This window comes from Enterococcus sp. AZ109, from assembly GCF_051714625.1.
Taxonomy (GTDB): Bacteria; Bacillota; Bacilli; order Lactobacillales; family Enterococcaceae; genus Enterococcus_A.
Window position 1 is genome coordinate 554,191 of record NZ_JBIOSF010000001.1, and the last position, 23,310, is coordinate 577,500.

Annotated in this window: 17 protein-coding genes, 1 tRNA gene and 1 pseudogene; 8 read left to right on the plus strand and 11 right to left on the minus strand. The window is 39.5% G+C overall.

Going from position 1 to position 23,310, the window contains the following annotated elements; all coding sequences use genetic code 11:
* Positions 1–29 precede the first annotated feature (29 nt).
* Positions 30–2,021, minus strand: a complete 1,992-nt coding sequence (gene uvrB, locus IGI42_RS02620) for an excinuclease ABC subunit UvrB (RefSeq protein WP_438714121.1) — start codon at positions 2,019–2,021, stop codon at positions 30–32.
* A 261-nt stretch (positions 2,022–2,282) separates the two neighbouring features.
* On the opposite strand from uvrB, the gene IGI42_RS02625 reads away from it, so the two are divergent.
* Positions 2,283–4,439 carry an amino acid ABC transporter substrate-binding protein/permease gene (locus IGI42_RS02625; RefSeq protein ID WP_438714122.1) on the plus strand — a complete coding sequence of 719 codons (2,157 nt, stop codon included), beginning with the start codon at positions 2,283–2,285 and terminating at the stop codon, positions 4,437–4,439.
* Position 4,440: 1 nt separating this feature from the next.
* Positions 4,441–5,178 carry an amino acid ABC transporter ATP-binding protein gene (locus tag IGI42_RS02630; protein WP_438714123.1) on the plus strand — a complete coding sequence of 246 codons (738 nt, stop codon included), beginning with the start codon at positions 4,441–4,443 and terminating at the stop codon, positions 5,176–5,178.
* Between the two features lie 39 nt (positions 5,179–5,217).
* On the opposite strand, the gene IGI42_RS02635 is transcribed toward IGI42_RS02630, so the two are convergent.
* Both IGI42_RS02635 and tuf read right to left on the minus strand, forming a co-directional pair.
* On the minus strand, positions 5,218–6,255 hold the full coding sequence (locus IGI42_RS02635) for a glycerol dehydrogenase (RefSeq protein WP_438714124.1): 1,038 nt from the start codon (positions 6,253–6,255) through the stop codon (positions 5,218–5,220).
* Positions 6,256–6,346: 91 nt separating this feature from the next.
* Positions 6,347–7,534: an elongation factor Tu gene (gene tuf, locus IGI42_RS02640; protein WP_438714125.1), complete on the minus strand. Its 1,188-nt coding sequence runs from the start codon at positions 7,532–7,534 to the stop codon at positions 6,347–6,349.
* Between the two features lie 220 nt (positions 7,535–7,754).
* On the opposite strand from tuf, the gene IGI42_RS02645 reads away from it, so the two are divergent.
* From IGI42_RS02645 to IGI42_RS02660, 4 genes are read left to right on the plus strand one after another with little or no spacing between them, the layout of a single operon-like run.
* Complete coding sequence (locus tag IGI42_RS02645) at positions 7,755–8,468, plus strand: DNA alkylation repair protein (RefSeq protein ID WP_438714126.1); 714 nt, start codon at positions 7,755–7,757, stop codon at positions 8,466–8,468.
* Between the two features lie 24 nt (positions 8,469–8,492).
* A complete protein-coding gene (locus tag IGI42_RS02650; RefSeq protein ID WP_438714127.1) occupies positions 8,493–8,750 on the plus strand; it encodes a hypothetical protein in 258 nt (85 codons plus the stop codon).
* A 16-nt stretch (positions 8,751–8,766) separates the two neighbouring features.
* Positions 8,767–9,420, plus strand: coding sequence for an ABC transporter ATP-binding protein (locus tag IGI42_RS02655; protein ID WP_438714128.1), 654 nt, complete (start codon positions 8,767–8,769; stop codon positions 9,418–9,420).
* On the plus strand, positions 9,401–10,159 hold the full coding sequence (locus tag IGI42_RS02660; protein WP_438714129.1) for an ABC transporter permease: 759 nt from the start codon (positions 9,401–9,403) through the stop codon (positions 10,157–10,159). Before IGI42_RS02655 ends, IGI42_RS02660 begins: the two co-directional genes overlap by 20 nt.
* Before the next feature lie 49 nt (positions 10,160–10,208).
* Here the strand turns inward: IGI42_RS02660 and ilvA are convergent, their stop codons facing one another.
* From ilvA to IGI42_RS02695, 7 genes are all read right to left on the minus strand, one after another.
* Complete coding sequence (gene ilvA, locus IGI42_RS02665) at positions 10,209–11,465, minus strand: threonine ammonia-lyase IlvA (protein WP_438714130.1); 1,257 nt, start codon at positions 11,463–11,465, stop codon at positions 10,209–10,211.
* Positions 11,466–11,485: 20 nt separating this feature from the next.
* Complete coding sequence (gene ilvC, locus IGI42_RS02670) at positions 11,486–12,481, minus strand: ketol-acid reductoisomerase (protein WP_438714131.1); 996 nt, start codon at positions 12,479–12,481, stop codon at positions 11,486–11,488.
* A 51-nt stretch (positions 12,482–12,532) separates the two neighbouring features.
* Positions 12,533–13,009 (minus strand): acetolactate synthase small subunit, encoded by a 477-nt coding sequence (gene ilvN, locus IGI42_RS02675; RefSeq protein WP_438714133.1) that lies wholly within the window; start codon positions 13,007–13,009, stop codon positions 12,533–12,535.
* Between the two features lies 1 nt (position 13,010).
* A complete protein-coding gene (gene ilvB / locus IGI42_RS02680; protein ID WP_438714135.1) occupies positions 13,011–14,720 on the minus strand; it encodes a biosynthetic-type acetolactate synthase large subunit in 1,710 nt (569 codons plus the stop codon).
* Positions 14,721–14,731: 11 nt separating this feature from the next.
* Positions 14,732–16,414 carry a dihydroxy-acid dehydratase gene (ilvD, locus tag IGI42_RS02685; protein WP_438714136.1) on the minus strand — a complete coding sequence of 561 codons (1,683 nt, stop codon included), beginning with the start codon at positions 16,412–16,414 and terminating at the stop codon, positions 14,732–14,734.
* A gap of 392 nt (positions 16,415–16,806) precedes the next feature.
* Entirely contained in the window at positions 16,807–18,612 is a 1,806-nt protein-coding gene (locus IGI42_RS02690) for an ABC transporter ATP-binding protein (protein WP_438714138.1), read from the minus strand.
* Positions 18,593–20,335: an ABC transporter ATP-binding protein gene (locus IGI42_RS02695; protein WP_438714139.1), complete on the minus strand. Its 1,743-nt coding sequence runs from the start codon at positions 20,333–20,335 to the stop codon at positions 18,593–18,595. Before IGI42_RS02695 ends, IGI42_RS02690 begins: the two co-directional genes overlap by 20 nt.
* Positions 20,336–20,410: 75 nt before the next feature.
* On the opposite strand from IGI42_RS02695, the gene IGI42_RS02700 reads away from it, so the two are divergent.
* Both IGI42_RS02700 and IGI42_RS02705 read left to right on the plus strand, forming a co-directional pair.
* Positions 20,411–21,247, plus strand: a complete 837-nt coding sequence (locus tag IGI42_RS02700; protein ID WP_438714140.1) for a MerR family transcriptional regulator — start codon at positions 20,411–20,413, stop codon at positions 21,245–21,247.
* 558 nt (positions 21,248–21,805) lie between these two features.
* A pseudogene (locus IGI42_RS02705) lies at positions 21,806–23,088 on the plus strand (ISL3 family transposase).
* A gap of 100 nt (positions 23,089–23,188) precedes the next feature.
* Here IGI42_RS02705 and IGI42_RS02710 read toward each other — a convergent pair.
* A tRNA-Leu gene (locus tag IGI42_RS02710) sits at positions 23,189–23,272 on the minus strand.
* Positions 23,273–23,310 lie beyond the last annotated feature (38 nt).

Consider the following 23,310-nt stretch of genomic DNA (forward strand, 5'->3'; position numbering starts at 1 on the left):
TTTCTCCTATTCACAAAAAAGTTATTCTTTTATTCTGCAGCTTTTAATTCTAAAATTGTATCTCGTAAAGAGGCAGCAGTTTCGAAATCAAGGGTTTTAGCTGCTTCACGCATTTCGTCTTCTAGTTTTTCAATCATCAGTCTACGTTCTTCAATAGACAGATCATCATATGAACTAATATCATAAGCACCAACCTCTTCAGCGACTTTACTGATAGCAATCAGATCACGGATTTCTTTAATAATTGTTTTCGGTTCAATACCGTGCTCAATATTGTACTGTTTCTGAATTTCTCGACGACGTGCTGTTTCATCCATCGCCCGTTGCATTGAATCAGTCACCTTGTCCGCATACATAATAACACGCCCGTCAGAATTACGAGCTGCACGACCAATTGTTTGAACAAGTGAACGTTCACTACGTAAAAAGCCTTCTTTGTCGGCATCCAAAATGGCTACCAGGGATACTTCAGGTACGTCCAATCCTTCGCGAAGTAGATTAATACCTATTAATACATCAAATTTTCCTAAACGCAGATCTCGAATAATCTCCGTACGCTCCAAGGTCTTAATATCGCTATGAAGATACTTAACTTTGATACCCAATTCTTTAAAGTAGTCAGTTAAGTCTTCCGACATTTTCTTGGTCAAAGTAGTTACAAAAACTCGTTCATTTCTTTCCGCTCGTTCATTTATTTCTCCGACCAAGTCATCAATTTGTCCCATAATTGGACGTACTTCAATAACTGGGTCTAATAATCCAGTTGGTCGAATAATTTGTTCCACTACAGTATCCGTTTGTGTATCCTCATAAGGACCCGGTGTCGCTGATACGTAGACGATTTGATTTACTCGTTCTTCAAACTCTTCTAAACGTAATGGTCGGTTATCCAAAGCCGATGGTAAGCGGAATCCATAATCTACTAGCATTTGCTTTCTAGCTCGGTCACCATTATACATTCCTCGAACTTGAGGCATGGTAACATGAGATTCGTCAATAACCATCAAAAAATCATCAGGGAAAAAATCGATCAAAGTAAATGGCGGCTCGCCTTCTTTCCGACCATCCATATGGCGAGAATAATTTTCAATTCCCGATGTATATCCCATTTCACGCAACATTTCGATGTCATAGTTAGTCCGCTGCTCTAGACGTTGAGCCTCTAGAAGCTTATTTTCACTGCGTAATACAGCTAAACGTTCTTCTAATTCTTTTTGGATATTGTTGATAGCAACTTCTAAGTTGTGTTCGTTGGTTAAAAAGTGTGTAGCCGGAAAAATAGCTACGTGTTCAGTTTCTCCCATCACTTCGCCAGTTAAGGCATCCACTTCACGGATACGATCAATTTCATCACCGAAAAATTCCACGCGCAAAGCACGTTCATCCCTAGATGCTGGGAAAATTTCAACTACGTCCCCGCGAACCCGAAAACGCCCACGTTGAAAGTCGATATCATTGCGTTCAAATTGGATATCAATCAGGTTTCGCAACAATTGATTGCGGTCCATTTCCATGCCAACCCTGAGAGAAACTACCTGTTCTTGGTATTCTTTAGGTGATCCCAGACCAAAAATGCAAGACACTGATGCCACAACAATAACATCATTCCGCTCAAGCAATGCACTTGTAGCCGAATGACGCAGTTTGTCTATCTCATCATTGATACTGGAGTCTTTTTCAATATAAGTATCACTAGAGGGTACATAAGCTTCAGGTTGATAATAATCATAGTAACTTACAAAGTATTCAACAGCATTATTCGGAAAAAACTCTTTAAATTCTCCATACAACTGTCCAGCTAAAGTTTTATTGTGAGCAATGATTAACGTTGGTTTATTTACCTCTTTTATCAAATTAGAGATAGTGTAGGTTTTACCTGTTCCAGTTGCTCCCAAGAGAATTTGTGCTTTTTTTCCATTTATGACCCCTTCTGACAACTGACTGATAGCCACCGGCTGGTCGCCAGCAGGTTCATAATTGGAATGAAGGTCAAAAGTATTGCCTGTTTCTCTTTCTATCACACAAACGTCCTCCTTTTTTCTTCTATTATATAGAAGAATAATTCTCAGTAAAAAATTATAACATACCGAACATATTTTCGCTATTTATTCTCCTTACCTTTAGGATCATCTTACATTTTCCTTAAAACACTCCACGTAAGATAAAGTGACATCTCGTGTTAGGAATTTTAGATTTTTTTTATTGGGAACACTTGTACCTCTTGTTTTCTTTTGCCGTTCTAACATATAATAGATCAATGATAATACTATAGGAGGTTTGTTATGAAAAAACGAAGACTTTTACCGTTCTTGATACTGATGGTGGCAAGTATTATAACACTTGGCTTCAGTGAAAAAAGTCATGCTGCGACGACCTACAAGATAGGAACTGACTTAACTTTCGCACCGTTTGAGTTCCAAGATTCAGATGGAAATTATATCGGGATTGATGTAGATTTACTCAATGAAATTGCGGAAAACCAAGGTTTTGAGGTGGATCTACGACCATTAGGCTTTGACCCTTCTATCCAAGGTGTGCAGTCTAATCAATTGGACGGAATGATTGCCGGAATGAGCATCACAGATGAGCGTAAAAAAACATTTGATTTCTCTGATCCTTACTTTGACAGTGGAATTCAGATGGCTGTTCACAAAGATAACAACGACATCACAAGCTACGAAGATCTTGAAGGTAAGACCGTTGCCGCAAAAATTGGAACAGAAAGTGCCACTTTTTTGGAAGAAAATGAAGATAAATATGGTTACAACATTAGCCTATTTGAGGCTTCGGATGCTCTATACAGCGCCTTAAATAATGATAATGTTCAAGCTATTTTCGACGATTACCCTGTTTTAGGCTATGCCGTGAATAATGGGCAAGATTTTAAACTAGTTGGAGACTACGAAGCTAGCAGTGCCTACGGTTTCGCTGTTAAAAAAGGTGAAAATCAAGAGCTACTTGCAAAATTCAATCAAGGTTTGAAAGATTTAAAAGCAGACGGTACTTACGATGAGATCGTCAGCAAATATATTTCTACTGGAAGCAGTGCTCCTTCAGGTGAAATGAAAAAAGTAGAACCAAAAAAAGATACTTATGTAATTGCTAGCGATTCTGCTTTTGCTCCTTTTGAATACCAAGACAGTGACGGTACTTATAAAGGAATAGATGTGGACCTATTGAACCGAGCAGCTGAATTACAAGGCTTCAATCTTGACTTCAGATTCATCGGCTTCTCCTCTGCCATGCAAGCTTTAGAATCTGGCCAAGCAGATGGCATGATTGCTGGGATGACCATTACCGATGAACGGAAAGAAAATTATGATTTTAGTGACCCTTATTTCCAAAGCGGAATTCAATTAGCCGTTGCTAAAGACAATAATGATATTACTTCTTATGAAGATTTAGATGGTAAAACAGTCGGAGCGAAAGTTGGAACAGAAAGTGCCGACTTCTTAAAAGCACACGAAGATGAATATGGCTACTCTATTAAAAACTTTGATGCAGCCGATCAATTATATGATGCTTTAAGAGTAGGTTCAATCGATGCCATGATGGATGATTACCCAGTTATTGGTTATGCTGTTCAACAAGGGCAAGATTTGAAAACTCCAATTGAACGAGAAACCGGTGGCGAGTATGGATTTGCCGTGAAACAAGGTGAAAACCAAGAGCTGGTCGAAATGTTTAATGAAGGTTTGCAGGAAATGCGCCGTACAGGTGAATATGACGAGATACTTAGCACTCACATTGGTGACGACAGTATTGCTGCCAGTGATGATGCTGTGGATGAATCAACTATTGGCGGGTTGCTAAAAAACAATTACTCTGTTTTATTAGAAGGATTATGGAATACAATTGTTCTTGCACTGGTTTCTTTTGCATTAGCAATCGTAGTAGGTGTTATCTTTGGCTTATTCCGAGTTTCGCCCGTTAAAGGTCTGCGTGTGTTCGCTAGTCTTTATGTTGATGTGATTCGCGGAATCCCTATGATGGTACTGGCTTTCTTCATTTTCTTTGGATTGCCAGGCATGACTGGAATTACGATTCCAGACTTTGCAGCAGGTATTATTACTTTGACCTTAAACGCTAGTGCTTATATCGCTGAAATCGTTCGAGGTGGTATCAATGCCGTGCCAATCGGTCAAATGGAAGCTTCGCGAAGTTTAGGTCTTTCCTACAACAAGACTATGCAAAAAATTGTGTTACCACAAGCTGTTAAAATAATGGTTCCATCTTTCATTAACCAATTTGTTATCAGTTTGAAAGATACTACTATCATTTCTGCTATCGGTGTAGTTGAATTACTACAAACTGGTAGAATAATCGTTGCTCGGACAACACAAAGTTCTTACGTTTACTTAATTATTGCTGTTATGTATTTGATCTTGATTACGTTATTAACTAAACTAGCGAACCGCTTAGATAAGAAGGTGAATTAAGATGAGTGAAAAAATTATTGTAAATCATTTAGTGAAAAAATTTGGTGATAATACCGTTCTAAACGATATCAATGTAACGATTAAAGAAGGTGAAGTGGTTTGTGTTATTGGACCATCTGGTTCCGGTAAATCCACATTTCTTCGTTGCATGAACCGTTTAGAAGATCCAACAGAAGGCCAAATTATTATCGATGGACAAGATTTGACTGATAAAAACACTGATATCAACTTAATTCGTCAACATATTGGGATGGTGTTCCAACATTTTAATCTCTTCCCTCATTTGACTGTATTAGAAAATATCACATTAGCCCCTTTAGATTTAAAAGGTGAACCCAAAGAAAAAGCTAATGAACGGGCTGTTGAACTTTTGGAACGCGTTGGTTTGGCTGAGAAAAAAGATGATTATCCAGATAGTCTATCTGGTGGACAAAAGCAACGTGTGGCAATTGCCCGTGCGCTTGCAATGAACCCTGACGTCATGCTTTTTGATGAACCAACTTCTGCCTTGGACCCAGAAATGGTTGGAGATGTATTAAACGTTATGAAGGATTTGGCACATCAAGGGATGACGATGGTTATCGTAACTCATGAAATGGGCTTCGCTAAAGAAGTAGCCGATCGCGTGATGTTCACCGATGGCGGTAAAATCTTAGAAGACGGTACGCCAGAACAAATTTTCAATAACCCTCACAACCCTAGAACCAAAGATTTCTTGAATAAAGTATTGAATATCTAAAAAATTTGACCGCCGGAAAATTTCCAGCGGTCAATTTTTTTATTTGAATGCTTGAATTCCAGCAACTACTTCTTCTTTTGTCACCTTCACTTTACTGCGGACGATACCATCATTTTTGTCGAAAGCCAACTCTACTACTTTTGCAATACTGGATTCATCCAGCTGCAACCCTAGTTCGGTAATTGTCGTTGGTAAAGACAGCTCTTTGAAGAATGCTTGGTATTCAGACAACTCCGAGCGACCTTCTACTTTTAGATGAATCAAAGTAGTTACGGCAATAATTTGTCCATGACTCGCCTTCAGTTCTTTACCATATAAGCTAGTTAATGCATTATGCAAGGCATGAGCGATACTGAGTCCCCCAGATTCAAAACCAAGACCACTCAACAAAGTATTTGCTTCAACTACTGCTTCAAAAGCTGGCGTTACTTTTTTCTCCATGTTATCAGCCACCGCGGCTAGTCCATCAGCGAACAAAACATCTCGACATTTTTCAGCCAAAGCCTGGGCAGCAATTGTTGGTCGCCCACCTAATGTATTGATCCCCTTATTTTCCCAAACCGTCCGTGCCTCAACATACGTAGATAATCCGTCAGCAATCCCAGAGGTCAAAAAATGAACCGGACTATTAACCAAAATAGCCGTATCAACAAAAACTAAATCAGGTCCTTTGGAAAAATAGCTGTATTTTTGGAAATAGCCTTCTTTGTCATAATTGACTGAAATCCGTGAAGCCGGTGCATCAGTAGCAGCTGATGTTGGCAACACAACACAGGATATTTGTTCTCTTAAGGCCAACGATTTCCCTAAATCAATTGCTCTTCCTCCGCCTATTGCCAAAACAAAATCAGTTTCTGCTGGTAAATCGGTGGTATTCTCCTTGTCTACCAGCCATACCTTGATCTGGCAACCGGCTTGTTTCAAGCCATAGATTATGTCCTCACCCAGCAACTCATAGACAAAAGTATCAGTTACAACAAAGCCATTTTTCCCAAACTTCAATAACTCTCCAAAGCGATAAATCAGTATATTCTCTCCTTGCAAATACATACCAGGACTTACAAAAATTTTTTCCATCTAATCCCTCACCTTTTCTTTTAATCATAGCCTACTTGAAGAGGGAAAGAAAGAAAAAAAGCGTCCGCAAGCTGCGGACACTTTTAGTAAATTAGTCGTCAATTTCAGTTACAATACCTGAACCAACAGTCCGGCCACCTTCACGAATAGAGAAAGTTGTTCCTTTTTCTACGGCGATTGGGTGAATCAAATCAACTTCGATTGTGACATTGTCCCCAGGCATAACCATTTCAGTATCTGCTGGTAAAACAATGTTACCGGTAACGTCTGTTGTACGGAAGTAAAATTGTGGACGATAGTTGTTAAAGAATGGCGTATGACGGCCACCTTCTTCTTTCGACAACACATATACTTCAGCCTTGAACTTCGTATGTGGTGTAATTGAACCAGGTTTAGCAATAACTTGACCACGTTCGATTTGATCACGGGTAATCCCACGTAATAGAATACCAACGTTGTCACCAGCTTCACCGTAGTCCAAAGTTTTACGGAACATTTCTAGTCCAGTAACGACTGCTTTTTGGGTTTCAGATTTAATCCCAACGATTTCAATTTCGTCGCCGACATTTACTTTCCCGCGGTCGATACGTCCAGAGGCAACAGTACCACGTCCAGTAATTGAGAAGACATCTTCCACTGGCAACAATAATGGTTTGTCATTGTCACGTTCTGGTGTTGGAATGTATTCATCAACAGTGTCCATCAAGTCCATGATTACTTGTTCTTGATCCGCATCGCCTTCTAAAGCTTTCAAAGCAGAACCTTTCAAGACAGGAATATCATCACCTGGGAAACCATATTCAGTTAACAATTCACGAACTTCCATTTCAACCAAGTCGATTAATTCTTCATCATCAACTAAATCAACTTTGTTTAAGAAGACGATCAAGTATTTAACCCCTACTTGACGAGATAATAGAATGTGTTCACGTGTTTGTGGCATAGGGCCATCAGTTGCAGAAACAACTAAGATTGCTCCGTCCATTTGTGCAGCACCGGTGATCATGTTCTTCACGTAATCTGCGTGTCCTGGAGCATCGATATGCGCATAGTGGCGCTTTTCAGTTTCATATTCAACGTGGGCAGTATTGATAGTGATTCCGCGTTCACGTTCTTCAGGTGCAGCATCGATACTTGCATAGTCCTGAGGGTTTGCAAGACCTTTTTTGCCTAGTACCGTTGTAATTGCTGCCGTTAATGTTGTTTTCCCATGGTCGACGTGTCCAATGGTACCAATATTAACGTGTGGTTTACTTCTATCATAATGTTCTTTTCCCATAATAATACAAACCTCCTAGATAAATTGAGCTCTTTTGAACTCACGGCTATAGTATAAATCTTTTCGTGAAAAAATGGAAAGATTTGCACTTGTTACTATCTGTAAGTAACCGTGAACATATCATACATCAGAATTGGTCAAACTCAAAATAATTTGCCTTGAACTTTCAATAGACGAAAAATCCATAGTAAGGGATAATAGAAAATAAACGAGGTGTGTTATGACAATCGAGGAAATTATTCAATACCTGCAGGAAAATGCGTCAGATAAATACAAGCAAAATGTAATTAAGTTAGGTGTCCCAGCTGGGGACGCAATTGGTGTTGCTACCCCTATACTTAGAAAGCTGGCCAAACAGTTATCCAAAGACAAAGACTTTTTGTTTCAATTATGGGGTACCGGCTATCACGAATGCAAGATACTAGCTGTCTTAGCTCTAAAACCAAAAGATTGTACAAATAAAGACATTCTTGCTTTAATGGATGGTGTGCATTCCTGGGATCTTTGCGATCTACTGTGTAAAACGATTGTCATTAAACAAGATTTTGACGACTACATTCGCCAATGGATCACTTCGGAGGAGCTTTATCAAAAAAGAGCCGCATTTACCCTGATTGCCAGCACTTCTACCCATGCTACGCTTTCATTAGATGAAATTAACGATTACCTTCAGCTGATCAAACACCACACTGATGACGACCGAATCTTAGTGAAAAAAGCCGCTTCTTGGGCTTTACGAGAACTAGGGAAAGTTAACCTGGAAAGCAAAGCACTATGTATTGAGACATCTGAGCAACTACAGGCGGATGCTTCAAAAGAGAAACAATGGATTGCCAAAGACGCCTTGAAGGAATTGACCACTTTAGTCAAAACTGAAGGACGTGCCCGCTTAATTTCAAATAAATCAAAAATGGGACAACAAGTCACTCAATAAACTAACGCTTTAGGAGGAATCACTATGCAAGTTTTTGAACAACAACTCTCACAAATCCCTGAGGAAATCAAAAATGCTTGGAGCTCTAGTTTTGTCTTTGTGATGGAAAATGGGACGAAATTCTGGCATTTCCCAGCCCGCCAGTGGACTGAAGAGCAAATCCAAGAATATTTTCTAAACCGATATCAGGCGACTAGCCATTTTATTGATCATCCTAATTATCAAATTAAACAACTGGTAGTGGAAAATCATCCGGAACTCCTGGTTATCGTTCCTCGTTAAAAGAAAGGATTTTATTATGTCTTTGTTGGAATTAAAAAACATTTGTTATCAACCCCAACAGCAGCTGATTATCGACCACATTAATTTAACTGTTGAAGAAACTGATTTTCTGACCATCTCAGGACCATCCGGCGGTGGGAAGAGCACCCTTCTGCGTCTAATCGCCTCTTTGGCAACACCTACTTCCGGTGAAATCATCTTTAATGGGAAGAAGCAGCGCGATTATCCCTATACCAAATATCGTCAACTGGTTTCTTATTGTTTCCAGCAGCCTACATTATTTGGTGATACCGTTCGTGATAACCTGGACTTTCCCTATTTAATTAGAGAAAAAAATCCAGACCAGCAAACCATGCTGCAGCATTTGCAAATGGTGGATTTACCGCAAGATTACTTAGATAAACCAGTCACTCAGCTTTCCGGCGGAGAAAGGCAACGGGTGGCCTTGATTCGCAATATCCTTTTCCTGCCTAAGATTTTATTGTTAGATGAAGTAACTGTGGGCTTGGATGAGAAAAATAAAACAATCATTCAACAATTAATTGCTCACATCCATCAAGAGCAAGTAACCATTTTACAGGTCACTCATGATGAGGCTGAGATAAAAGCTGCTGAAAAAATTATTTGGATTAAAGGAGGGAAATTAGCCCATGAACCTATCCGTCAATAATTTATCATTAATAATTTCTTTTGGTTTAGTCTTGATTGCCGTAGCGATCAGCTACAAGGAGAAATTAGATTTATCTAAAGACATCTTTTTCAGTATTCTGCGAGCAGTCATTCAGCTAGTAATCGTGGGTTACGTACTAAAGTATATCTTTCAAGTCGATAACAATCTGTTGACCACTGCTATGAGTTTATTCATCGTATTTAATGCTGCCTGGAACGCTCATAAACGAAATCCTAGCCAACACAAAAAGTATTTCCATTCATTGGCGGCTATTTTAATCAGCACCTATGTTACCTTAGGAGTCTTAGTTCTCTCTGGAGCTATCCAATTTATCCCATCACAAATTGTACCAATTACCGGGATGATTGCTAGTAACTCAATGGTCGCGATTGGCTTGTGTTACCGGAACTTGAATACCCAGTTTCACGATCAACGACAGCAGGTTTTAGAAAAATTGGCCTTAGGAGCTTCAGTAAAATTAGCGGCCCAGCCGATTTTGCAGCACAGTATTAAAACTGCGATGCAGCCAACAATTGATTCAGCTAAAACGGTCGGGCTGGTTAGTTTACCTGGAATGATGTCAGGTTTGATATTTGCAGGTTTGGACCCTGTCCATGCCATCAAATATCAAATCATGGTGACCTTTATGTTGTTATCAGCTACTAGCTTAGGAGCTATCATCGGTGGCTATAGTGCTTATAAAAATTATTTTAACGATCAGTATCAGCTGATCGACTAAAAATAGAGGCGTCTTGATTCCTTTTGCTAAGGATCAAGAGCCTCTATTTTTATACTAGTAATCCGTACAATGTTTGATTTTCACTCAAGTCAATGTAATTTGGATCAAATTGTTCAATGTTTTTCAATAACGCCGGCAAGTCTTCTTTACGTTTCAATAAAATGCCCAATATTACCGGCCCAGCGCCGCGATTAATTTTTTTTGTATACTCAAACCGCGTGATGTCATCATCTGGTCCTAATACCTCGGTAACAAATTCTTTCAACGCACCTGGACGTTGTGGGAAACTTACAACAAAATAATGTTTTAAGCCTTCATACATCAACGAACGTTCTTCGATTTCTGCCATACGGTTGATATCATTGTTTCCCCCACTGATAATGCAAATGACCGTTTTCCCTTTGATCTCGTCTTTCAACGGTTCCAAAGCGGCAACACTCAATGCCCCGGCCGGTTCAGCGATAATTGCCTGCTTACCATACATCTCTAATATAGTTGAGCAAACTAAACCTTCTTCTACAGTGACCAAACCATCCACATACTTGTTCGTATGAGTGTAAGTAATCTCACCAACTTTTTTGACAGCTGCACCATCAACAAATTTATCAATTTCAGCCAACTCAACTGGTCCATCATTATCAAAAGCGGCCTGCATGGATGGAGCTCCTGCTGGTTCAACGCCAATTACTTTAGTTGTCGGTGAAGTATTCTTCACATAAGAAGAAACACCACTGATTAAACCGCCGCCACCAATTGCTGCTAAGACATAGTCTGGTTTAAAACCTTCTCGTTCCGCATCCGTCATCATCTCTAAAGCCAAAGTTCCTTGACCAGCAATAATATTAGGATCGTTGAAAGGATCAATAAAGGTCATATTGTTTTCTTCGCAGTATTTACGAGCTGCAGTGGCGGAAGCATCAAAAGTATCACCAATTAAAAAGATTTCTACATTATCGCCACCGAAAAATTGAACTTGTGAGACCTTTTGATTGGGCGTTGTACTTGGCATGAAAATAGCCGCTTGGGTATTTAACTCATGGCACGTATACGCAACACCTTGTGCATGGTTTCCCGCACTCGCGCAAACAACCCCTTTTTTTAATTGGTCAGACGATAGTTTCTTAATGGCATAGTAGGCACCTCTCAGTTTAAACGAGCGAACTTTCTGTAAATCCTCTCGTTTAAATAAAATATTAGCCTGATACTTTTCCGACAGGTAGCGATCATATTGGAGCGGGGTATGTGTGACTGCGTTTTTTAACAACTGATAGGCAGTTCGCACATCACTATCTTTGACGATTTCCATCTTCCACACTCCTTATACACTTAATCTTTACGAGATACAAATGGCATCATTTTACGTAATTCAGCACCCACTTGTTCAATTTGATGTCCAGCACTTTCCGCCCGCATTCTCTTGAATTCAGGGAAGCCTTTTTTGTTGTCTTCGATAAATCCGTTAGCGAAGTTACCGTTTTGGATATCAGTTAGAACTTCTTTCATATTTGCTTTTGCTTGTTCAGTAATTACGCGAGGTCCTGATACGTAATCGCCATATTCAGCAGTATTAGAGATTGAATCGCGCATTTTACCGAAGCCACCTTCGTAAATCAAGTCAATGATCAATTTCATTTCATGACAAACTTCAAAATACGCTAATTCTGGTTGGTAGCCTGCTTCAACCAATGTTTCAAAGCCTGCTTCGATCATACTAGTTAAACCACCACATAGAACAGCTTGTTCACCGAACAGATCCGTTTCAGTCTCTTCTTTAAAGGTTGTTTCCAAAACACCTACACGAGTAGCGCCAATGCCTTTAGCATAAGACAAAGCAACTTCTTGAGCAGTTCCTGTTGCGTCTTGATAAACAGCAAATAGAGCTGGTACTGCGAATCCTTCTGTGAAGGTACGACGAACTAAATGTCCAGGTCCTTTGGGTGCTACTAAGAAAACATCCACATCTTTTGGTGGTTCGATTACATCAAAGTGAATATTAAAACCATGAGCAAATGCTAAAGCATTACCCGCTTCTAGGTTTGGTTTAATTTCATTTTCGTACAAAGTGCCTTGGATTTCGTCTGGTGCCAAAATCATGACAACCTCGGCCTTTTTAGTCGCTTCATTTACAGGTAACACTTCAAAACCATCTTCACGAGCTGCATCAGCAGATTTACCTTCACGAGCTCCGATAATTACTTCATGACCTGTATCACGCAAGTTTTGCGCGTGGGCATGGCCTTGAGAACCATAACCAACAATTGTAATTGTTTTTCCTTCTAATACATCTTTTGCTACTGCATCGTCATAATAAACTTTAACCATAAATTTATTCTCCTCCGTTTTTCAACTATCTATTAAAAGCAAAATTTGCGATTAACCTCTGGTAAACCCGGTAACACCGGTACGAGCCATTTGTTTGATACCATATGGCTTTAAAACTTCAATACATGCATTCACCTTATCTGTTGAACCAGCTACTTGCACTACGATTGATTTCAAAGACACATCGACAATATCTGCGCGAAATGGATCGATCATTGCCTGAATCTCTGAGCGTATCGGAGCAGGAGCATTCACCTTAATTAAAGCAAGTTCCCGTTCCAAGTGAGGTTCATCAGTAATATCCGAAACCTTGACTACTGCAATTTGCTTATTCAGCTGCTTAGTCACCTGCTCTACTTCTGCTAAAGTATCCGCTTGAATCATCATCGTCAGACGCGAAACACCTTCAATTTCAGTCGTTCCAACAGAAATATTTTCAATATTTACTTGTCTACGATTTAATATACTGGTAATTCGACTTAATGTACCTGATTGGTTGTGCACTTTGGCTGTAATCATTCTACGCATTTTACTCCACCCCCAACATTTGATCGTTTGGCTGACCAGCCGGAATCATCGGCAAAACATGTTCTCGATTGTCAACGATTACTTCAATCAGCATTGGACCTTTTGTTGCGAAAGCTTCTCTCAGCTGTTCATCCAGCTTGCTTGATTCATCGATTTTCATTCCTTTTATACCATATGCTTCAGCCATCTTCATAAAGTCGGGCTGATCATCTAGTACAGATTGAGAGCGGCGTTCATTAAAGAAACGTTCCTGCCACTGTCGAACCATTCCCAATGAATGATTGTTCATCAAAACAAATTTGATATCCAAATTGTAAATATTCAAAATAGCCAATTCTTGATTGGTCATCTGGAAACCACCATCGCCGACAAATACTACTACTGAGCGATCTTTTTCTCCGAATTTAGCACCAATCCCCGCAGGAATACCATAACCCATCGTGCCGAGACCACCACTGGTAATTAGTTGTTTAGGAAAGTTGAAGGGGTAAAATTGTGCGACCCACATTTGATGTTGACCTACGTCGGTAACGACATACGAATCGCCTTCAGTAATATCTGCCACGATTTCAATTACTTTCTGTGGTTTAATCGTCTCATTACTATCCTCATATTGCAATGGGTATTTTGCTTTTCTTTCAGCACAAAGTGTCAACCACTCACTGCATTCAGGTCGTTTAACATTTTTGTCAAGCATTTGCTGTAAAGCAATTTTGGCATCGCCCACAATTGGAATATCAGTTGGGATAATCTTCCCGATTTCTACTGGATCAATGTCAATATGGGCAATGACTGCTTCTTTAGCAAAAGCTTCTGGGTTAGTAGCTAGGCGATCATCAAAACGACAGCCAATGCTAAGAAGAAAATCTGCTTCCATCATTGCCATGTTCGCTGCATAAGTACCATGCATACCACCCATTCCTAAAAATAGCTCGTGCTCATTAGGAAAAGCACCTAATCCAAGCAAGCTAGAAACAACTGGAACTTGATAGCGCTCGATCAGTTCCCTGAATTCTTCACTGCCATCTGCTGCTACCACTCCGCCGCCAATTAGAAGAACCGGTTTTTTTGCTTGCGAAAATTGCTTCATTAAACGATCGATTTGCATTTTTGAAGGTACTGTATTAGGCTGATAGCTTTCCAAGTGAACGACATTGTCGCACTCAGCATAAGCTTCCAAGACCGTCATGTCTTTCGGTAAATCAATAACGACAGGACCCTTTCGGCCAGTTGTTGCAATGTGAAACGCCTCATGTACGATTTTAGGCAATTCTTCAATATCGCGAACTTGATAATTGTTTTTTGTAATCGGTAAAGTGATTCCAAGTACATCTGCTTCTTGAAAAGCATCTTTGCCAATACCAGGCGTAGTTACTTGTCCAGTTATTACTACTAATGGGACTGAGTCACCCATAGCATCTGCAATCCCCGTTACAGCATTCGTAGCACCCGGACCGCTAGTTACTATAACAACACCAGGCTTTCCAGTAGCTTTGGCATAGCCTTCCGCTGCATGAACCGCCCCTTGCTCATGACGAGTCAGGATATTGGGAATCGTCGTTTCATCATAAAGTGCATCGTATAAAGGCAGAACCGACCCACCAGGGTAGCCAAAAATAATTTCTACACCTTGTTTGTGTAAACAATCTAAAAGCAGTTTTGCTCCTGACATCTTTTCACGTTGCTGCGCTTTTGTCTCTACTTTTTCCATAACGATTCCTCCTAATCTTCCGGTAGTTTCATAATTCCTCCAGTGTGGGCTGAAGTTACAAGTGCTGAATAGCGGGCTAACCAGCCTTTTTTCACCTTCGGTTCAAATTTGATTAACTGATCTTTTCGTTTCATCATTTCTTCTTCAGAAATTTCAGCATTCAATGTACGGTTGGTTAAATCAATAGTAATTGTGTCACCATCTTGAACTAAAGCTAGTGGACCGCCAGCAGCAGCTTCAGGTGAAACGTGTCCGACAGCAATTCCGCGAGTAGCGCCCGAAAAACGTCCATCAGTGATTAAAGCTACATCTTTACCTAAACCGCGGCCAACAATACTTGATGTCGGTGCCAACATTTCAGGCATTCCAGGCCCACCTTTTGGTCCTTCGTAACGGATTACTACTACATGTCCTTTGCCAACTGTATGGTTATCAATGGCTTCTACAGCTTCGTCATGTGAACTGAAGCAGATTGCTTTACCTTTGAATACTTTAATACTCGGGTCAACACCACCAACTTTGATAACACTCCCTTCAGGAGCAATGTTTCCATAAAGAATAGATAAACCACCAACTGGGCTGTAAGGATTCTCTTTCGGATGAATCACTTCTTCATTTTTGATAGTCCAGTCTTTGACACTCTCACGTAAGGTCTTGCCAGTAACTGTGATCCGATCTGGATGGATGGCACCCTCGATTGAAACTAGTTCGTTAATAATTGCCGGAACCCCGCCAGCTTCATGAACATCATGCATAGAATAAGCAGATGAAGGAGCAATCTTAGACAAATAAGGAACTCTTTTGGCAATTTCGTTAATATCTTCTTGGTTGTAGTCAATTTCCGCTTCATTGGCGATTGCCAATGTATGCAAGACGGTATTGGTGGAACCACCCATCGCCATGTCTAAAGCAAAAGCATCGTCAATGGCTTCTTTAGTTACAATATCACGTGGTTTAATTTGTTTTTTAACTAAGTCCATCAATTGAACTGCTGACTTCTTAACTAATTCACGACGCTCATCTGATACAGCTAAAATTGTACCGTTTCCTGGAAGGGCTAAACCTAACATTTCTAATAAGCAGTTCATAGAATTAGCAGTAAACATCCCTGCACATGAACCACAGGTAGGGCAAGCATTTTGTTCCATGAAGGTAAAATCAGCTTCAGACATCTGACCTTCTTTAAAAGCACCTACCGCTTCAAACATGGAAGATAAAGTGGTTTGATGCCCAGTAGGATCAATTCCTGCTTTCATCGGACCACCAGAACAGAAGATTGCTGGTACGTTTGTACGCATTGCTGCCATGATCATGCCAGGTGTTATCTTGTCGCAGTTTGGAATATAGAAGACTCCGTCAAACCAATGTGCATTAATAACTGTCTCAGCAGCATCGGCAATTAATTCTCGACTTGGAAGAGAGTAACGCATGCCAATATGTCCCATAGCAATGCCATCATCCACACCGATAGTATTGAATTCAAACGGAATACCACCTGCTTCGCGAATTGCTTCCTTCGCAACATCGGCTAATTCTCTTAAATGAACATGCCCGGGTACTATATCAATGTACGAATTACAAATCGCAATGAAGGGTTTATTCATATCTTCAATATTTTTTACTTGTCCGGTTGCATAGAGCAAACTGCGGGCGGGTGCTGCGTCAATTCCTTTTTTAATCTGATCACTTCTCATGTACTTCATCTCCCATTCCATTTAAAAAAGCATCCCAACAATAAAGTGGGATGCTTTTGCAAGAATCCCATTCCTTAACGCAAATAGGACTCAAACATTCGGATAAACATTCCTCCGGTGTTCTAAGTCCTGTACTCAATAATTAATAAGACGATTTGGTTCATTTGAGTATACTTGCGCATGTGAATGGCTCCCTGTCTTCATTTTAGTCTAATGATTCTCTCATTAATTTCATTAACTATAACGCGAACAAAATTAAAAGTCAATGAGTTTTCAGAATATTTTTTCTACTTGCGAAAATTCTATTGATTACTTTCATTTGTAATCTAATACCTTGAACTATTTTACTAATTTTACCGAAAAAAAGCCCGACATTTCAGTCGAGCTTCCATCTATGCTGATGCAAATTGACTATTGTATAAATTGGCATAGAAATCACCTTTTTCCATTAAAGTTCGATGGCTTCCTTGCTCAATAATCGAACCATTTTGCATAACTAATATCAAATCAGCATTTTTTATTGTGGATAGGCGATGGGCGATGACAAAGCTAGTTCGCTCACTGGTCAAGCGATCCATTGCTTGCTGAATCATCTCCTCGGTCCGTGTATCAACACTGGAAGTTGCTTCATCTAAGATAAGAATCTGCGGATCTGCTAAAATTGCTCGCGCAATCGTTAAGAGCTGCTGCTGCCCTTGAGAAATCTGCCCATCCTCAGAAGAGATAATCGTATCATAACCATTTGGCAGCGTTCGGATAAAGTAGTCACACTGTGCTGCTTTCGCTGCCTGAATTACTTCTTGGCGAGTAGCCTCAGGTTTCCCGTATGCAATGTTATCAGCTACCGTCCCCTCAAACATCCATGTATCCTGCAGTACCATTCCAAATTTCCGACGAATAGCCGCTCGTGAAAAATGCTTTACATTCTTGCCGTCAATTTCAATTCGACCTCCATTCAAATCGTAAAAACGCATCAGCAAGTTAATCATCGTCGTTTTCCCGGCTCCAGTAGGTCCTACGATCGCTACCATTTGTTTCGGTTTAACCTTGAAGTTTACATCCTCCATCAGTAAGTGTTCCGGCTGATAACCAAAAGCAACATGCTTAAAGGCAACCTCACCATGAACTTTTTCTGGAACAGACAGAGTTAACGGCTCTTCGCTTTCTTCTTCCAAATCTACTATCTCAAAAATTCTTTCTAATGCGGCAAAGGCACTTTGCAAACTATTAATTACATAAGACACCTGCGTGATTGGTTCAGAAACCTGATTAACATATTGCAAATAAGCTTGAACTAAACCAATGGATAGCTGACCATTAATAACCATAATCCCGCCAACAACTGCACTCGTTACAAAGCCTAACTGATTAACCAATCGGATTAACGGGTTAATAGCAAAACTGACAAACTGTGCTTTTTTAAATGCCTGAAACTGTGCTTCATTTAATTCATCCAGTTCCTCCAACGTTTCTTTTTGTCGATTGTAAGCTTTAATAACCAAATTACCAGAATAATTTTCTTCAGCTTTAGTTCCAACTGCCCCTAAAGCTACCTGATTCTCAGAAAAATATTCTTGATTTTTATTAGCTAACCATTTGGTTAAAAATAAACTAATTAGAAGAATTCCGACGATTCCAATGGTCAATAATGGACTCAGATAGATCATCAGACCCAAACCGATCACAATTGAAAGAACAGCTGAAATTAGCTGCATTAGTCCTACTTGCAAGACTTCAGAAACTTTATCTAAATCCAAAGTAGCTCTGGTTAAAATATCACCAGTCTTATATTGATCAAAAAAATTCATTGGCAAGCGGTTTAATTTCTCTGTTAGAGTTTTACGTAAACGCAAGGTCAGTGTTTCAGCAACACTAGCCATAGTATATTCCTGCAATAAAGAAAATAGTGCTACTCCAACCCATATTGAGAATAAGAAGAGAACTGGTCGGGTTAAGGCGTCGACTAGTGCCTCTATCGAAAGCTGCCCACTTTGGAATAGTGCAATGATGGCATCCAATCCCCAGCCTAAAATTAACGGTGTGACCGCCATTAAAGCTGCGAAAAAGATCGCCGAGGTGATGATCACTAGAAAACGACTCTTTTGTAGAGCTAATATTTTAAACAATCGTAAACCCGTATTTTTCATATCTTTAGGCATTTCTGTTTCAATCGTTTCTTCAACTTGCTTCATGCTCACGCTTCTTCTCCTCCATTCCTTGCGATTTAGCAAACTCTTGGTAAACACTGCATGTACCTAACAGTTCCTCATGGGTTCCCTTGCCCACAATTTTGCCTTCTTCCAACACTATAATTTGGTCCGCATCTTTAATCGTAGACAATCGCTGAGCCACAATCACAATCGCAGCATCTTTCAAATAGCTTTTCAGTGCCTGCCGCAATTTCGCATCAGTTTGATAGTCTAAAGCTGAAAAACTATCATCAAAGAAATATAAATCAGCTGGCTTAATCAAAGCACGTGCAATGCTTAAGCGTTGCTTTTGTCCACCTGAAAAGTTATTCCCTTTTTGAGCAACAACCGCTTGATACTGATCATCTAACCCCTCAATAAACTCTTCCACTTGAGCAATTTTAGCAACATTTTGCATCTCTGCTCTTGTTGCTTTAGGATTTCCAAAGAGAAAGTTATCTTCAATCGTTCCACTGAATAAAAAGGCTTTTTGCGGTACATAGCTAATCCGATCTCGTAATGCATTTTGCGAAACAGTTGTAATTAATTGCCCTAAAAAACGAATTTCACCTTTCGAAGTATCGCGGAATCTCAATAGCGCTTTGGCAATCGTACTTTTACCAGAACCTGTTCCGCCAACGATAGCAGTAATTCCTTTAGGTATATCAAACGAAATATCTGATAAAACAGACTCTTCTGCTCCACTGTAAGCAAAATCGACATGATCAAAAACAGCAATAGGTCCTTGTTCCCTAGCTTCAAAACTTTTCTTCGATCCATCCACGATTTCTTCTTTTTTATCTAACACTTCTCCAATACGTTCTAAAGAAGCCAAAGCCTTAGGGATCATAACGATAACCATAGCTGCCATTGTCAGGAACCACAGGCTCAAAATCGTATATTCACTAATCGCAGTCAAACTTCCGATCGGTACATTACCTTGTAACACAAGTACCCCACCAAAGCCTAAAACAGCAGTCATCCCTAGTCCCATCACTAGATTTACAGTCGGATTTAAGATAGCAAACAGCTTGTTTACGCGGATCATTACATCAGCATAATTGCTAAAAGTCTTGTCTGTGCGTTCCTTCTCAAATTTTGTCTTATCAAAGGCACGAATCACTCGGACACCTGTATAAAACTCTCGCAAAACTTGCATCATTTTATCCATTCGTTGCTGCATCACATCTGCAAGCGGAATGGCTTTTTTAATAACTATGAATGATACAGCAGAGAATAACACAATTGTTATTGTAGGAATCCAAATAAATCGCCAAGAAATAGCTCCAGTTAGTACAATTGAAGCAATACAAATTAAGGGAGCTGGAATAATCATTTGGAACACCATCATCAGAATTTGTTGAATGTTAGTAATATCACTAGTTGTTCGTGCCAACAATGTGGGAGTACCAAACTCTTCCATTTCAGCCAACGACAAACTTTGAGTCTTTTCAACTAAATGTTTCCGTAAAAAATAGCCGAAACGACCGGCTAAAATAGCTGAATAATAACTGGCAATAATCGAAACAATGCCTGTTAATACTGCCACTCCTAGCATGAGACCACCATTTCTCCAAATAGCTCCTTGATCCTGTATTAATATACCTTCATCAATAATTTCAGCAACATAATAAGGAATCATTAACGTTCCAATAGCTTGCAAGATCATTAAAATGAAGGTTGCCAAGAACATCTTATGATAGTCCTTGAAAAAGATTTTAAATAGTTTCATCTTTTATTCCTCCTTCTCAAATGGTAGAATAAACTGTAACCTAACGTCACAGTCAAGCAAAAAAAGGAGTTTCTCATGAAAAAGTTTCTTTCAATCAGCGAAATGGCCAAATATGCTGGCATTAGCCGGAGAACCTTAATATATTACGATCAAATTGGTCTATTTAAGCCTGTTATGGTAGGCGAAAATGGTTATCGCTATTATGGAATTGATCAATACTTTGAATTGGATGTTATTCTACTTTTAAAAAATATTGGTATGCCCCTCGAAGAGATAAAAGTCTTTTTAAAAAATCGAAATGTTGACTATGCTTTGCAAGAATTCTACCGTCAAAGAACCAAGGTAGATCAACAGATTGAACAATTAAAAAGTATTCGCACCTCTCTAGATAGTTTCATTGAACGTTATGAGACTCTTAAAAACTTTGATCTAGAATCCATTACTTACAGCTATCGTGAACCGGAATCATTTGTTATTTCAGATATTATTGAAAGCGGAGATACTATGGATTCTGTACAAATATATGGTCGTTTTTATTCCTCAGTTGACAGCAAAGATCTCTTTAGTGGTTATCCTATTGGATTCTTAGTGGACGGGGCAGCTTTCTATCAGGAAAATTTCCATGCTGCACCTTATCGAGCTTTGGTGAAGATTTCTGATGAGCGCCGACACCTTTATCATTCTCAAAAAGTTGTTACTCGCCCAGCCGGCTATTATGTATCAGGTTTTATGAAAGACGAAATTCATCACATCAATATCTTCAATAATAGATTTCGTAATTACCTAAAGGAACATAAATTGATTTTAGATGGCGACATATGGGAGTTGCTTTGGCAAGATGAAGCTACTTCTGAATTTCCAGAAGATCAGGTTTTTGAAGTGCTGATTCCTGTGAAAAGAATAGAACAATAGAAATTTCCGTATTATTCTAATGAAATTAATAAAAAATTTTAGCTACTAAAATTTCTAGATATTGTGACATAGATAGCCTTATTATGAACGAAAAGAATAGGCACTTCATTGACAATTTTATACTATCAAGAACTGAGACTAGAAGACCCGTTTCCTTACTCACTTTCCCCATTTCTCTAACCTGATAACTTTAAAAACTCAAACAAATCTTCGCCAGACCAAAAATAGATTCTGATCAATTTTTCTTCTTTCAGAGATGAGAGCACTTTTACTTGGTTGCCTATGAAATATACTGGGAAGAATTAACCCTAATTTTTCGTGCGTATCCTTTCATTGTCACCACTGCCGGAATATCTTTCTTAGATTAATCATATTTCTCTACTTGACATTCTTTAAAATCATTATTTCCCAAACAAACAAAAAAAGGGTGCTAAAATTTCTGGAACTGATAGAAAGATTCTACCGGTCCTAATTTTTTTGTAAAAAAACAAAGAAGACATACAAAATTTCCGCTAGAATAGAATCACCACAAAACCATCTAGAGAGGAAAATTTTTGCATGTCCACATTACATTCTATCAAACAACTTCTAGGAGTGAAAGACAAAAATATTACGATTCTAAGTTGCCGTGAAGCGTATTACATAGGAAAGAACGTTAATCTCGCCGAAGCAGAGTTAGTCCGCATGTTTCGGCACTGCCCTTGTGTAAAGCACCCAACAAAAATCTGGTTAAAAACGGCAAGTAGATCTCTATGATTCTTTTGAATCCTTGTGGAAATAGACAAACTTATCTGCGCTTGAAAAAGCAGCGGTATCACTGTCGTGCGTGCTGCACTTACTTTACAGCTCAAACATACCTAGTCAATCGCCATTGCTTTATCTCTAAACAAGTCCACAATCGTGTCCTAGAAGAATTGACGGAACGTCAATCCTTGAAAAGCATCGCGAAGCGCTGCCGAGTGTCAGTGACAACGGTGCAGCGCACCTTGTCTGGACTGTCACATAAGACCAACGTCAAGAAAAATTGGTTACCTAAATGCCTGTTATTGGACGAATTTCGTTCATTGACCACGTATCATGGAAAGTATTCTTTCTCCTGCATGGATGGCGAGACAGGAAAGTTGTTTGATATTTTACCAAGTCGTAGGAAAAAGGATCTAGTGGCTTATTTCATGCGCTTTGACCGCAAAGCTCGGGAGAATGTGCGGTATATTGTCACGGATATGAATGCCCCTTACTTTGCCTTGATCAAAGAATGTTTTCCAAAAGCTCAGGCAATTGTCGATCGTTTCCACATTATCCAGCACTTAAATAGATGCTTTAATCACGTGCGTATTCGTATCATGAAGCAATTAGATCAAACCGATTCAGCGCAAGCTAAACAGTATCGCCAGCTAAAATCGCTATACAGATTGCTTTTAAAACCGGCAAACAAACTAGCGTATCTCACGTTTAAAAAGCAGAGAAACTTTGGTTGGGCGTATCTAACAGAAACCGAAGTGGTGGATCGTTTATTGGCGATTTCTTCAGAATTAAAAGCTGCTTACTTGTATTATCAGGAGATACTGTCTGCTTATCATGACAAAGACAGTGACTGCTTCTTCCACTTGCTTCAGACGATGCCGAATACGTTGCCTGGAGAACTGCGACATGTAAAAAAAGCATTCCTTAAATACAAAAGTGGGATTCTATTGGCATTTAGCAAACCGTACTCCAATGGACGCTTAGATAATCTGCATACCCACATTAAAGCGTTGAAACGAATCTCGTATGGTTTCCGCGACTTCTCGAACATGCGAACTCGGATCTTCTTGCTTAATGGATTAACCCAATACAAATAAAAAAACACCGGAGAAGGAGTCTATTCCTTCTACCGATGTTCATTGGTGACACTATCAGTCCGATTTGATAAAGTGCTAAAAAACATTAGTGTTACGCCTATACCGGCGGCCGGGGTCGAACCGGCACGCCCGTGAGGGCACTGGATTTTGAGTCCAGCGCGTCTGCCAATTCCGCCACGCCGGCATGCTAAAATATTCTCTAAAAACATATTTTAAAGTATT